The following is a 14,345-nucleotide window of genomic DNA, read 5'->3' on the forward strand; positions in this document are numbered from 1 at the left end:
TTAAAAGTTATATACATACGCAAAACCTGCAGTTTTATTGTTGTAAACAGGACTTAAAGTAAAATTCCAGCCGTTTTTTACGAAAACTTTGTCGTACAAAAAGAAAGATAGCTTTGCTGAAGCAATACCAAAACCTGCACCTGCAAGAACGTCGCCAAACCAATGCCTATTATTATACATCCGCAAAATCCCGGTTGCGGTTGCCACTGCGTAACCAGCATATCCGATTAACGGCTTATCTTTGTATTCCTGTTTTAAGAATTCTGCTGATGCAAATGCAAATGCAGTGTGCCCGGAAGGAAAAGAATTATTTGTAGAAAAATCCGGACGTTCTTCTTTCGTAATTATTTTTAAAGGCAAAACAAATGCGCTTGCAATACTTATGGATCCAACATAAATGAGAGCGGCATCTTTATAATTATGCCTTCCCTTTACACCAAAAGCGTTCAAGGCAAAAACAGCTGCTGCCGGAGCAAATTGCGAATAATTATCAATGCTTGTATGAAAATCAGCATTATTTTTCTGAATACTTTTTTTTAATATTTTCGTTTATTTTATGATCGTATAAAAGCACAAAACCTGTTGCCACAAATGTCGCCGGTATTATAAAATTTTTTACTTGCAGATTATTTTCGTGTGAAATTATACTGTCTTTTGTAAAATTATTTTGCGAAAAAAAATTATGAAAAAATGCGAAAATTAAAAGAAAGCTTATTCTCGAAATTTTATTTTTATTTTGAAGTTCAATACTTTTTTTCATAGGTTTTTAAAATTTTCGGAAATCTTACAAAAATTCTGAAATTTATTTTACTAATGTACTATTTAAGAAATAAACCTGACAAAATAATAAATACATGTTTCGGTTTTCACTTATTTTTTTCAAATCTTATTTTCTATTAGCAAATCTAATTAGAAGGTAGGCTTTAAAGCATATAATATTTTAATAAAAATTGGCGAAATCGTTTTACGATACCGCTCAGCCTGCAAGTTTCTTAAAAGCTGATCCTATATATTTTATTCAGAAAAATAATGCGGAAATCGTTGAACTACCCAATAGTAAGAAAAAATTAATTGCGGCTTTTCCGGACAAAAAAGATGCTATCAATCAATATTTTAAAGATAATAAAGGTGATTTTTCAAACAAAGCTGATTTACAAAAGTTAGCCGCCATATTGTAATTGTAAAATAATTTAACAACAAAAAACGCTGTAAATTAGTTTTGCAGCGTTTTTTTCATTTTTAATGTTCTTTTTTTATAATTCTCACAAAATTTAATCTGGTCTGAATTTTCTATTTTCCTTTTTCTCCCCAACCTTTTTCTTATCATTTAATCTTTTTTGAATCTTAGATTTTGAAGGTTTTGTTTTAAATCTTTTTTTTGGTATAACCAACGCTTCATTTACAAGTTCCAAAATTTTTTGGGTTGCCAGTTTCTTATTTTGAAGCTGAGTTCTGGTTTCTGAAACAGTTAGCTGTAAAACGCCTTCGGAATTTATTCTATTGATCAATTTGTCATAAATTCTGGATTTTTGAAAGCCTGAAAAAAAATCACTTTCTCCGCCTTTCCACATAACAGTAACTGAAGTTTCTACTTTATTTACGTTTTGTCCGCCTGCGCCACTACTTCGTGATGTTTTAAAAAATAATTCTGAAGTAAAATCGATCATTTTAAATTTTCTATTAAAACTTTTATATCCTTCCTTAAAATTTTACCGGTTTCTGTCCGCGGAAATGATTTTAAAAAGTAAATATTTTTTGGACGGTGATTTTTTGATGGGAATTCTAGTGCTGAAATTATTCCGGAGATTTCATTATCTTCCTCGCCTTCAATCACCAGAACCAATTTTTCACCTAAAACTATATCATCAAGTCCAACAAAAACCAATTCAGAAGTCAAAGTTTCTTTTACTTTTTTTTCTAAAATTTCGGGTGAGATTTTTATTCCGCCGGAATTGATGATAAAATCTGCACGACCAATAAATTTAAAACGTTTTTCATCAACCATTTCCACAATGTCATTAGTCTGCAAAATTTCAGGATTTAAAGTCGGAGCATTGATACGAAGACAGTTTCTGTTATCAACCGAGATATCGATTTCATCAAATGCTTTAAAAAAATCTTCATTCTTTGGATAGATCATTCTTAAGGCAATGTGAGAAAGAGTTTCACTCATACCGTAAGTTTCGTAAATTTCACTTTCCGTGTTTTCTAGTTGAAGTTTCTCTTGAATTTTATTTTTTAAATCTTCCGAAACTTTTGCGCCACCAATAATAATTTTATTTATTCTTGATAGATTTTCAATGGAATTTTCTACCTGAAGCGGCGTCATAGCGCAAAAATTAATATTTTCTTTGATTTCTTGAAGCGCCTTTAATTCTGGACTTTTTACATGTAAAATTAAATTTCTTTCAATACCACGAACAATCATCATCTTTCCGGAAATATAATCGACTGGCAGGCAAAGTAATGCTGACTGACCGGATTTTAAATTTAAAAAATCACAAGTCATGCGTGCAGAATTCCGCATTTTTTCCTTCTCAACCGAAATTATTTTTGGGACTCCCGTGGATCCTGATGTTTTTACCGAAATAAATTTATCATTGTTGAGCCACACTTTTACGAAATCTAAAACCTGCTGTTCAAAAGCATTATTTGCCGCATAATTTTCGATCTCAAAATTCTGGAAATTTATGATCATTTTTGAGAAATTTTATTCAAACAAAATAATTTTAAATTAATAAATATTACATTCTATTCACTACTTCAATCCCAAGTAGATTTAAACACTTTTTGATAGTTTCTGCGGTAGTTGCTGATAATTTTAACTTATACTGCTTATCATTTTCATTTTCCAAATTCATAATATTATTATTCTGATAAAACGAATTGTAAGTTTTTACTAAATCATAAACATAGTTCGCAATCTGTGCAGGACTTAGCGTTTCTGCTGATTTTGTCACCGTTTCCTTATAATTTGAAAGTTGAAGGATCAAGGCTTTTTCAAAAATATTAACTTTTGTTTCGGGATCGACAGAACTCTTTTTATCATAACCGGCTTTATTTAGCAAAGAAAAAATTCTGGCGTAGGTATATTGAATAAATGGACCGGTATTTCCATTAAAATCGATACTTTCTGCGGGGTTAAAAAGCATTTTTTTCTTAGGATCAATTTTTAGCATAAAATATTTTAATGCGCTTAATCCAACTTTTTTGTAGGAAATCTCCTTCTCCTCCTCAGAAATCTGCTCTAATTTACCTAATTCTTCCGCTTTTTCTTTGGCTGTCTGGTACATTTCAATCAGCAATTCATCCGCATCGACAACGGTTCCTTCGCGCGATTTCATTTTTCCGTTTGGCAATTCAACCATTCCGTATGATAGGTGGTAAAGTTGAGACGCCCAATTATAACCCAGTTTTTTTAAAATTAAAAATAAAACCTGAAAGTGATAATCCTGCTCATTCCCAACTGTATAAATTAATTTTTGTAGGCTATTTTCTTTAAATCTTTGAACTGCGGTTCCTAAATCCTGAGTCATGTAAACTGATGTACCATCTGAACGGAGAAGCAGTTTTTCATCTAAACCTTCTTCTGAAAGATCGCACCAAACAGAACCGTCCTCTTTTTTATAAAAGACATTTTTACTTAAGCCTTCCTGAATAATATCTTTTCCCAATATGTAGGTTTTGCTTTCATACTGAACCTGATCAAAATCGACGCCTAAATTTTTGTAAGTTTCTTCAAATCCTTTATAAACCCACGCATTCATTTTCTCCCAAAGTGCGCGTACTTCTGGATCATTTTTCTCCCATTTCAAGAGCATTTCCTGAGCTTCCAGGATTAGCGGTGCATTTTTTTTTGCGGAAGCTTCATCGCTTCCATTTGAAATCAATTCTTCAATTTGCTTTTTATATTCCTGGTCAAATTTTACGTAGTAATTTCCAACTAATTTGTCACCTTTTAGATTTTCAGTTTCGGGTGTTTTTCCTTCACCAAATTTCTCCCACGCCAACATAGATTTACAAATATGTATACCACGATCATTGATAACCTGCGTTTTTATGACATTGTATCCACCTTCCTCCAAGATTTTGGCAATCGAAAATCCAAGTAGATTATTTCTGACATGGCCCAAATGTAATGGTTTATTGGTATTTGGTGAAGAATATTCTACCATTACTGTTTCAGCTCTATCTAGAATAACGTCTAAATTTTCCGCTAAATTATCAAGTTGTGTTATGAAATAACTTTCTTCTATACTTACGTTAAGAAAGCCTTTTACAACATTGAAGCTTTTTATTAATTTACTTTTTAAAAGTAATTCCTGTCCTAAAATTTCACCAACCTCTTCAGGTTTTTTTCTTGCAATTTTTATTAAAGGAAAAATTACAATAGTGTAATCGCCTTCAAAATCGGTTTTGTTATCCTGAATTTCAAGCTTTACAGATTCTGTTTGATAGTGCATTTGCACGATATCACTAAGTAATTCCTGAATATGTTCTTTAATAGTCATAGTTAAATAATTTGCAGTACAAATGTAAGGAAATAAAAAAAACCGCCCTAAGGCGGTTTTAAAGAAAATTATCTTAAAATAATTATTGATTCCAAAATGGAGTGAAAGCATTTTTAACAAAAACGTCTGCACTTGTAACGTTTGGAACGTTAGCTGAATTCGCTGCAAATTCTGAAACCGGATAAACCAATCTGTAAGGTTTATTAGGTTTAGTAGCAGTAGAAGCTAAAGGTGTATAAGGGAAACCTGTTTTATTATAGTTGATAAAAGATTCCGTAGGATTAATACTGGTATTAGCAATCCATGCCTGAGTCATGATAGCATCTAATTTTTGAGTATCAGTACCAGTCCATCCTAGACCAGGTCTAGTATTAGCTGAGGTAATGTAACCCGCTGCTCCAGTTGATCCTAAATATGTAAATGATGCCGTAATACCAGCTTCAAAGTTTGCCTGAGCACCTGCAAAGGTTCCAGGGAACACTAATGCAGCTTCAGCAAGTAAAAATTTTGTCTGAGAAAGAGACATTAAAACGCCAGGTTTAGAAGAACCTAAACTAATATTTGTAGCATTATTAGCTGTAGATAACTCACTAGTAATACCAAGACCTTGTCTTGATACTGGATTAGTACCGGACTGAGGCGCTCCTGGCTCACCAGATAATGCACCTTGACGCACACCTTTTAGAACACCGCTCACAGTAGTCCAAAGTCTGGCTCTTCTTGGATCAACAAGACCTCTATATTTATCATAGACAGTAGAAGGATTGTTAGGTAAAACTAAATTATTTGGATCACCGTTTAAAGCATTCGCCTGGTGCTCAGAAATTGTATATGCCTGACCAGTTCTGGCACCAGCTGAGGTTCTGATATAGAAATTATAGAATGGATTTTGCTGTGTATCTGTAGATCCATTGTAACCAGGATTTATTAAAACATCCTGAGTAACATAAGTAGCACCTGCCAAAGAAGCAAGTTTTTGATCTCTGTAAGTTGCATTAGCACCAGTAACCTTGCTCATTCTCATCAGGTATTTCAACTTGATCGTATTAGCAAATGCTTTCCAGTTCTGCATATTACCAGCAAATACAGGGTCAGTACCAGCAGTAGGAACCAAAGCCGTACTTGTAGTTGCTGCAGTTTTGTTAATTAAAACAATAGCCGCTTCAAGATCTGCGATTTCATTTCTATAAACCAATGCATCATCATCATACTTTGGAGTAAGATTATTTTGGTATTTAAATGCATCACTTAAAGGAACATCACCATACAGGTCAACTAGGGTCTGCATATAAAATGCTCTCATAATTTTAGCAGCTGCAATGTAATTATCCTGAGCGCCGGTAGTATTAGGGTATTGCTCAATCAAAGTATAGTTACCCAAAGTTCTGTATAGACCATCCCAAATTCCATTGTAAAATGAGTTATCAACAGAATTTAAATTGAATTCTCTTACGAAAGGAGAACCAAAAACATAGGAATTACCCGCCCATCCGTTCATTAACAAATTTCCGAAAGCATTCATTGTGGTTGCCTGAGTACGGAAAAGCTGTGCAGTAGCACCCGGAAAAATTAATTCCGGAGTTACCTGCTCGATTTTTACATTATTTGGATTTTCATTTATATCCAAATATCTGTTACATGAGGCGGCTACTAGAACCGTACTCAGTAAAAATGCGTTTCGCACATTTTTATATAGTGTTTTTTTCATTTTTTGAAATTTAAAAAGTTACATTTAAATTAAATCCAAAACTTCTATAGTTTGGATATTGTCCATCAACTGCGATACCTGCAGCCTGACCGCTTGAACTTGCTGTCTCTGGATCATTATAATTTTCATTGTTTTTAGCATAGAAAAAGAATGGGTTTCTAGCATAAACGCCAAATGTAGCACTTGTAACGAAAGTACTGCTTAAAAGCGCTTTCGGAATAGAATAAGTTAAAGCTAATTCTCTAATTTTTAGTGCTTCACCGTCCACTAACATATTTTCAGGAATATTTCTTCCTGCCCCTGTAAAGTAACCAGTTGCTCCTGAATAAGTTGGATTATTACCCGTAGCTGTTGTATTAGCAACATAATTTGGGTTGGCTGCAGTACCTATATTTTGAACAGATCCTGGAATAACATACCCTTTACTTCTGTCAAAATCTGCCGTTTCATTAGCTCCACCTGTAAACAATAATAGTCTTTTAGTGAAAGAAAAGAAACTTGCTCCATGTCTGTAATCAGCAGTACCGGATAATGTGAAGTTTTTGATTCTCACATTCATGTTTAGACCTAAAACATAGTCAGGTGTAGCATTACCAAGTATTTCTAAAGTTGAAGTAGAAAGTGGATTTCCACTTGCATCAACGATCACATTACCATTAGGATCTCTTTGCAATTTTGTTCCTTTCAGTTTAGGAAATCTTTCGCCTTTGATAGCAAAAATCCCGATTGCAGGAGTTGAATAACTTAACAAGTTGATTTCATTGATCCCTGGTGGAAGGTCTGTCACTGTTGTTTCAGTTCTGGAATAAGAACCTCTGATTCCGATTTCAAAATCTTTCGATTTTACTGGTGTTAAACCTAAATCAGCTTCATAAGTGTCATTCTTTAAACTACCAAAGTTGTTTTGAAGACTTGCAAGACCTGAAGCAGAGGAAGCAGTCGCTCTAGTGATTAGATCCTGAGTATCACTTCTTGAATAACTACCGCTTAATGTAATTCTGTCTTTGAAAAAACCTAAATATACAGAAGCTTCCTTACTTGTAACTTTTTCTGGTCTGATTTGTTCAGATGTTGGAGACTGATTTGCAATATATGATGAATTTGGTCCAAAAGGATAGCCTGTTGGGAATACACCTATTTGATCAACTGCATACGGATTAATTGGAGCGTTACCAACTTTTGTATAAGAAGCCGATAATTTCGCATAATTTAAAATATTACCTTTTATTGCTGGAAATGCATTTGTAGCAATTAAGTTTAATCCACCTGAATAATAATCGTAAGATCTAACTTCTTGATCAGATGTTCCTGTAGGAGTTACTGAAAATACAGAGTTAAATTCTTTTCTGTAAGTTCCATTAAAATAAAGATAGTTTTTATAAGCTAAATCAACATTACCAAGAAGTGCAAAAATTCTGCTCTTTGTAATAAAATTATTTAGCTGATATGCTGGGTATGGGCTAAGAATATTTGTAATGTTATAAAATCCTGGAATTTGGAAACGCTCACCTCCAACTGACTGAATATTATAATCATTATCTTGTGTATTAAAACCAACATTGGCTTTAAAATTTAAATCTTTAACAATATCGTAGTCAAGATTAACTAAGAAATCACCGTAGAAATTACTTCTTCTGCTTGTACTTTGGTTAAAGAATGCTACAACGTCACCTGTTCCGTACTGAGAGAAGATAGTTCCATCTAAACCAGTTCCATCAGGATAAACACGCGCAAATTTAAATCCATTGTTGTAACTAGTAGATAAATTGGATGTGCTTTGTAAACTTCCTTTGTAAGTCACATTGATATGGTCATTGAAATCATATTCTAAACCAATTACAGCAGAAATGAAGTTTGATTTAGAATTGTATCTTTCATTTTCAGAAATAGTATAAGGATTAAGAGCGTAAATAGAATAGTTACCTTCATAACCACTATTTTTATACTTTCTGATGTCGATGTTTGATGGCATTTGAGTCATCTCAGAATATAAACCATGGTCAGTTTCAGAACTAGATCTGAAGATGTAGTTAAAAGTACCATCTACTTTAAACTTACCAACTCTTTTACCAGCTTTGAATAAAAATGAATTTTTTAATGATGTATCACCATCAACAATAAACTCATTTGTGGTTCTGTTTAAATTTAAGTAAGCGTAGCTATCAGCTCCACCTACATTCATTGAAACACCATTTTGATAAATGATACCGTTTTTAAAGAAATTCGCAAAATGGTTTTTTACCGGCGCATAAGGCGCTAATAAAAACTGACCATTTTCTTGTGGTAAACCTGTAGGAACAAGTGTTCCGCCAATACGTGGATCTGCATATTCAGGTCCCCAAGAAGTATTTTCCCAAGGAACGAAATTTGTTCCATTGTAGTCAACATCGCTAAATGATGTATCCTGAACACCTTGTCCATACTTAGTCTGAATTTCAGGTAATTTATAAACGCTTGATACATCTACAGAAGAAATAAGGTTAAACTGAATTTTATCAGAATTAGTACCTTTCTTAGTAGTTACGATCACCACACCATTTACACCTTGTGAGCCATATAATGCAGCACCTTGTAAACCTTTGATAACGTTAATATTCTCAATAGCATCTGGTGGAAGCTGCTGTAGAATTGTAGTAGTTGAAATAACATTATCAATAACGATTAATGCCTGACCATCGCCTGTTAAGGATCTTGAACCTCTAAGCACAATTCTGTTAGTACCGTTAACACCCACATCAGTATTTGTGATTGTTAAACCTGAAACCTTACCTGTCAAAGACTGTAAAGCATTTGGATTCGCAGCTTGTGTAAGTTCTTTAGTGCCAACTATCTGACTAGCGGCAGTTACAGCATTTAAGTTTTTCTTAATACCAAGAGCACCGGTTATTACGACCTCTTCGATATTTGACGTTTTAACAGTGTCATTTGTTTGTTGAGCATTTGCAACTACAAATGTTGAACTCAAAACCACCGCTAATACGCTTGTTGTTAGTTTCTTCATATCAAATTAAATTTTTCATTGTCACAAATTTGCAAAACTTTTATAAGATGACCAAATAAATTGTTAAATAATCTTAATAAATCTAAAATTTGTACTTTTGATAAATACAACGTAAAAAATAGAGCAAATATTATGAATTTATTAATAAATCACAGTTCTATGTTGTTTGAAGCAGGTTGTGATGAAGTTGGACGCGGCTGTTTGTGTGGTCCGGTCGTTGCAGCAGCAGTTATTTTGCCAAAAAACTTTATGCAAAATTCTGTTAAAGACTCAAAATTATTAAAATCCAAGAAAAGATTGGAATTGGATGTATATATAAAGGACAACTGTTTGGCATATTCAATTGCTGAAGTATCAAGAGAAATTATTGACGAAAAAAATATTCTAAACGCCAGTATTTTTGCCATGCACAACGCTCTGGATCAACTGCAAAAAGAGCCCGATTTCATTATTATCGATGGAAATAAATTTTATCCTTACAAAAACATTCCTCACGAATGCATTATAAAAGGTGATAGTAAATATTTAAGCATCGCAGCCGCCTCAATCTTGGCAAAAAATTACAGGGACCAACTAATGATCGAACTGCACAATGATTTTCCACAATATGGTTGGAGTAAGAACATGGGTTACGCCACTAAAGTTCATAGGGAAGCATTAAAACAATATGGCCCTACTATTCACCACCGCCAATCCTTCCGCTTAAATTATGATTAAGCTTTTTATTGCAAAATCATTTAAATAAAAAAGTAAAATTTAATTTGCCTTTCGTTATCTTCGTCACTTCAAAATTTACAATTGACTCAAAAAGAACGGGATTTTTCAAAACTCATTGATGAGAACCAAGGTTTGATCATCAAGGTTTCCCGACTCTACACGAATACTTTAGAAGACGAAGAAGATCTTTTTCAGGAAATTGTGTTACAATTATGGCGAAGTCACGACACATTTAAAGGACAGTCCAAAATTTCAACCTGGATGTACCGCGTCGCCCTAAACACGGCAATAACAATTTTTAGAAAAAAGAAAAAATCACCGGAAACTGACGAGTTGCAGGAATTTCACCAGGGAAAAATTTTAGAAGATGATGACGAGCAGCAGCAACAAATATCGTTACTCTACAAAAACATAAAATTATTACCAAAAATAGAACGCGCCATCGTCACAATGTATCTGGATGATCTACCCTACAAAGACATCGCAGAAAATTTGGGTATTTCAGAAGTAAATGCAAGAGTCAAAATGAACCGCCTGAAAAAAGTTTTAAAAGAATTAATGGAAAAAAATGTCTGATTTTAATCTTGACGATCTAAAAAAATCCTGGCAACAACAGGATTCGCAGTCAAAATATGCGCCCTCTGAAATTTCTCAGATGTTGCACAAAAAATCACGCAATTATGTGAAATACATTTTCTACATCTCCGCCGTAGAATTTTTAATATTTTTCGGCCTTAGCATTTTTTATATCTTTAAAGCAGAAAATGACAGCAGTTTTTTAAATATTTTAAAGAAATTAGGTGTTACACCAACCTCCGAACTCCAGCAAAGTTTTTCGCACTTATATATAGGACTAAAAATTGTGAGTTTGATCATAACCGCTTATTTCGTCGTACAATTTTATCTTAATTACAAAAAAATAAAAATACAGGATAATCTCAAACTTTTAATTCTCCAGATCGTCAAATTTAGAAAAACGGTCAACGCTTTTATTTTTACAAATATTGCGCTTCTTATATTATTTATGGTAGTTTCAACTGTTTTTATATTTAATATTTTTACAACGCAAAATATATCACTTTCTCATCCAACACTTATCGCTTTCCTTATAGGCTTAACTTTGACCACGCTTTTAGCCGTGGGACTCATCTGGATATATTACAAAATTGTTTACGGCATCATTATGCGGCGGTTAGGTCGTAATCTCTCCGAATTGCAAAAAATTGATAGTGAATAATTAGAATTATTTTTTTTCAGAAGCTATTTCCCGCTTTCACTACTCGCTTTTTTCTTTTTTTTAAATAAAAAAAATAAAAAGAGCTCAAACAGGCCGTTCAATCGGGGCTAAAAAGTCAGCTTCTATTAAAATTCAATTCGCACAACACCCCCTATTTTATCTACAATTTATTTTAAATAAGTATAACTTTTTATAATAACCCATTTATTTCTTAAGGTCAATTGAGTTTTTTTCATATTTTTGCTAATAATTAATAAAAATATGAGAAAATACATTTTATCTGCAACTCTCTTTATAGTTCTGATTTTAGGCATATTTTCTCAAAATATTTTCCCCGATACTATAATTTCTCCTGATAAAATCCCAGCTTTCAACAGTGCCGACATTTCCTGGATGCTCGTTGCATCAGCCATGGTTTTGATTATGACTCCTGGTCTAGGTTTCTTTTATGGCGGCATGGTTCAGAAAAAAAATGTGATCAGCACCATTCTCCAAAGTTTTATTGCAATGGGCGTTATTTCCGTTATTTGGGTGATTATTGGATTTAGTTTGTCATTTGGGAAATCCTTTGGCGGCTTTATAGGAAATCCCCTTGAATTTATTTTTTTTAAAAATGTGGGCACACAAACGGCATGGTCTTTAGCGCCAACAATCCCACTCGCTTTATTTGCTGTTTTTCAGATGAAATTTGCAATAATTACTCCGGCTTTAATTTCCGGTGCGTTTGCAGAAAGAATACGCTTTTGGGGCTATTTGCTTTTTATCATCTTATTCTCGCTTTTCATTTATGCACCTCTTGCTCACGCCGTTTGGCATCCAGATGGAATTCTTTTTAAATATGGCATTTTAGATTTTGCTGGTGGTGCTGTTGTTCATATGAGCGCTGGTTGGGCCGCCTTAGCTGGCGCGATTTTTTTGAAAAAAAGAAAAAATCCGGTTCATAATCCCAGCCGTATCACTTATGTGATTTTAGGAACTGCGCTACTTTGGTTTGGTTGGTTTGGCTTTAATGCAGGTTCAGCGTTCAGCAGTGGCCCGATCGCTGTTCAGGCTTTTGTAAATACCACTGTTGCTTCGGCAGCCGCGGCAATTTCCTGGGGATTTATTGAGAAAATTAAAGGCAAAAAAATATCGGCGATGGGCGTTTGCATTGGATCTGTCGTTGGATTGGTGGCAATTACGCCTGCAGCAGGATACGTTTCAACAGCGCATTCTTTGGTAATTGGAATTATCGCGGTATCAGTAAGTAGTTGGGTAGTGGATTTAAGAGCAAAAACCAATGTTGATGATACTTTGGACGTTTTTCCCTGCCACGGCGTTGGCGGTATTGTCGGCATGATCTTAACAGGCGTTTTTGCAAATCCGCATATTAATTCTGCTGTTGTTGAACCTGGATTAATTTTCGGCGAAACATCTTTATTTTTTAAGCATCTTGTTGCCATTGCCGGAATATCTGTTTTCACATTTTTTGGTTCCTACTTTTTACTTTTTATTACAAATTTAATTACGCCACTTCGTGTAACAGAAGACTACGAAATGGAAGGTTTAGACAAATCCCAACATGGCGAATCCCTTTATAGTTCACAATAAAATACAAAACAAAGTCTATTAATCTCTTTAAATAATTGCTCATTATTCCAACAGGAAAATAATTATCTTTTTTGTAATTTTGAAAAATGGAGATCACCTATTTAATCGTCGGCTTCTTTGGTGGCGGAATTCTCGGCGCAATAATTCTGTATTTTTTCGTTAAATCTTCTTCAGTTTCAAGAAAAAGCTTCGATGAGATAAACAGTAGTTTTATTAAACTAAAATCGGATTTTCAAAATTCCGAGGATAAAATTGATGAGTTGAAAAATTATTTAAGTGAGGAAAAAGAAATTACGAGATCTTACCTTTCAGAAATTTCATTTTTAAAAGAAAATTCATCTAAAATCAATGCGGAATATTCGTCCTTAAAATATCAATTTGATGAAAATAAAATAATTTATCAAAAACAAACTTCTAAACTAGATGAATTAACAGAAGAAAATAAACTGGTTTTTTCAAAAAATTCTGAGTTAAAAGCGACCAACGAAAGTTTAAACGAATCGTTAAAAACACAGAAAGAAGAAATTACTAAAATTCAGGAAATTGCAAAATCGGAATTTAAAAACTTAGCGAATACGATTTTAGAAGAAAAAACTGAAAAATTCACCACTTTAAATGCTGATAAATTAAAATTAATTTTAGATCCATTTAATGAAAAAATCCTTGAACTAAAAAATCAGGTCAATGAAACCTATGATAAGGAAAGCAAAGAACGCTTCTCATTAGCTGACAAAGTGAAAGAATTGGCTTTGCTAAATCAGCAGATTTCCGAAGATGCGAAAAAACTTACGCGCGCTTTGAAAGGTGAAAGTAAAACGCAGGGAAATTGGGGCGAAATGATTTTGGAAAGTATTTTAGAAAAATCAGGCTTGGTAAAAGGCCGGGAATATTTTCTGGAACATGAGCTTCGCGACGAAGATAATAAAGCACTTTTTTCAGAGTTTTCCGGTAAAAAAATGCGTCCGGATGCGGTTGTTAAATATCCTGATGAACGAAATGTAATTATTGATTCTAAAGTTTCTCTCACGGCTTTTGTAGAATTGGTTGATGAAAATGATACAGATCTTTATCAAATAAAAATTAAACAACATTTAGATTCCATAAAAAATCACATTAAACAACTTAGTGAAAAAGCTTATGACGATTATGATAAATCACTTGATTTTGTGATGATGTTCATTCCAAGTGAACCCGCTTATATTGCTGCGATGCAGGCTGATCCAAATCTTTGGAATTTTGCTTATGAAAAAAGAATTTTGCTGTTAAACCCAAGTAATTTAATAACGTCATTAAAATTAGTTTCCGATCTTTGGAAGCGCGAATATCAAAATAAAAACGCAACAGAAATAGCAGATCGCGGCGCTAAACTGTACGATAAATTTGTCGGTTTTTTAGAAAATCTGGAAAAAGTTGGTAAAAATATTGATCAGGCGAAATCTGTTTACGAAACTGCTTTCAAACAACTTCATACCGGAAATGACAATCTGATAACGCAAACACAAAAGTTGAAAAATTTAGGAATTAAAAATAAAAAAGAGCTTCCACAAAGTCTAATTGATCAATCGGAAACTTTAACTTAGG

General features: G+C 33.5%; 12 protein-coding genes. 6 read left to right on the forward strand and 6 right to left on the reverse strand.

Annotated elements, in window-relative coordinates:
• On the reverse strand, positions 1-450 hold the full coding sequence (locus tag BM238_RS13935) for a phosphatase PAP2 family protein (RefSeq protein ID WP_233741993.1): 450 nt from the start codon (positions 448-450) through the stop codon (positions 1-3).
• Positions 451-950: 500 nt separating this feature from the next.
• Here BM238_RS13935 and BM238_RS13945 point away from each other — a divergent pair, with 500 nt between their 5' ends.
• Positions 951-1,178 carry a hypothetical protein gene (locus BM238_RS13945; RefSeq protein WP_090082645.1) on the forward strand — a complete coding sequence of 76 codons (228 nt, stop codon included), beginning with the start codon at positions 951-953 and terminating at the stop codon, positions 1,176-1,178.
• A gap of 93 nt (positions 1,179-1,271) precedes the next feature.
• Here BM238_RS13945 and arfB read toward each other — a convergent pair whose 3' ends face one another.
• The 5 genes from arfB to BM238_RS13970 form a co-directional block, all read right to left on the reverse strand.
• Entirely contained in the window at positions 1,272-1,667 is a 396-nt protein-coding gene (arfB, locus tag BM238_RS13950; RefSeq protein WP_090082648.1) for an alternative ribosome rescue aminoacyl-tRNA hydrolase ArfB, read from the reverse strand.
• Positions 1,664-2,698 carry an AMP-binding protein gene (locus BM238_RS13955; RefSeq protein ID WP_090082651.1) on the reverse strand — a complete coding sequence of 345 codons (1,035 nt, stop codon included), beginning with the start codon at positions 2,696-2,698 and terminating at the stop codon, positions 1,664-1,666. The genes arfB and BM238_RS13955 overlap by 4 nt, the downstream gene beginning before the upstream one ends.
• Positions 2,699-2,744: 46 nt before the next feature.
• Positions 2,745-4,511, reverse strand: coding sequence for an arginine--tRNA ligase (gene argS, locus BM238_RS13960; protein ID WP_090082810.1), 1,767 nt, complete (start codon positions 4,509-4,511; stop codon positions 2,745-2,747).
• An 82-nt stretch (positions 4,512-4,593) separates the two neighbouring features.
• Positions 4,594-6,219 carry a SusD/RagB family nutrient-binding outer membrane lipoprotein gene (locus BM238_RS13965; protein ID WP_090082654.1) on the reverse strand — a complete coding sequence of 542 codons (1,626 nt, stop codon included), beginning with the start codon at positions 6,217-6,219 and terminating at the stop codon, positions 4,594-4,596.
• A 10-nt stretch (positions 6,220-6,229) separates the two neighbouring features.
• A complete protein-coding gene (locus tag BM238_RS13970; protein WP_090082656.1) occupies positions 6,230-9,220 on the reverse strand; it encodes a TonB-dependent receptor plug domain-containing protein in 2,991 nt (996 codons plus the stop codon).
• A 132-nt stretch (positions 9,221-9,352) separates the two neighbouring features.
• Here BM238_RS13970 and BM238_RS13975 point away from each other — a divergent pair, with 132 nt between their 5' ends.
• From BM238_RS13975 to rmuC, 5 genes are all read left to right on the forward strand, one after another.
• Entirely contained in the window at positions 9,353-9,937 is a 585-nt protein-coding gene (locus tag BM238_RS13975; RefSeq protein ID WP_090082814.1) for a ribonuclease HII, read from the forward strand.
• Between the two features lie 81 nt (positions 9,938-10,018).
• Complete coding sequence (locus BM238_RS13980; protein WP_090082659.1) at positions 10,019-10,513, forward strand: RNA polymerase sigma factor; 495 nt, start codon at positions 10,019-10,021, stop codon at positions 10,511-10,513.
• Positions 10,506-11,174 carry a beta-carotene 15,15'-monooxygenase gene (locus BM238_RS13985; RefSeq protein ID WP_090082662.1) on the forward strand — a complete coding sequence of 223 codons (669 nt, stop codon included), beginning with the start codon at positions 10,506-10,508 and terminating at the stop codon, positions 11,172-11,174. The genes BM238_RS13980 and BM238_RS13985 overlap by 8 nt, the downstream gene beginning before the upstream one ends.
• 261 nt (positions 11,175-11,435) lie before the next feature.
• The gene (locus BM238_RS13990; RefSeq protein ID WP_090082666.1) at positions 11,436-12,764 is read left to right on the forward strand and encodes an ammonium transporter; all 1,329 of its coding nucleotides are present in this window, start codon (positions 11,436-11,438) and stop codon (positions 12,762-12,764) included.
• An 86-nt stretch (positions 12,765-12,850) separates the two neighbouring features.
• A complete protein-coding gene (gene rmuC, locus BM238_RS13995; RefSeq protein WP_090082669.1) occupies positions 12,851-14,344 on the forward strand; it encodes a DNA recombination protein RmuC in 1,494 nt (497 codons plus the stop codon).
• Position 14,345: the final 1 nt, after the last annotated feature.

The organism is Halpernia frigidisoli (assembly GCF_900113805.1).
GTDB classification, from domain to species: domain Bacteria; phylum Bacteroidota; class Bacteroidia; order Flavobacteriales; family Weeksellaceae; genus Halpernia; species Halpernia frigidisoli.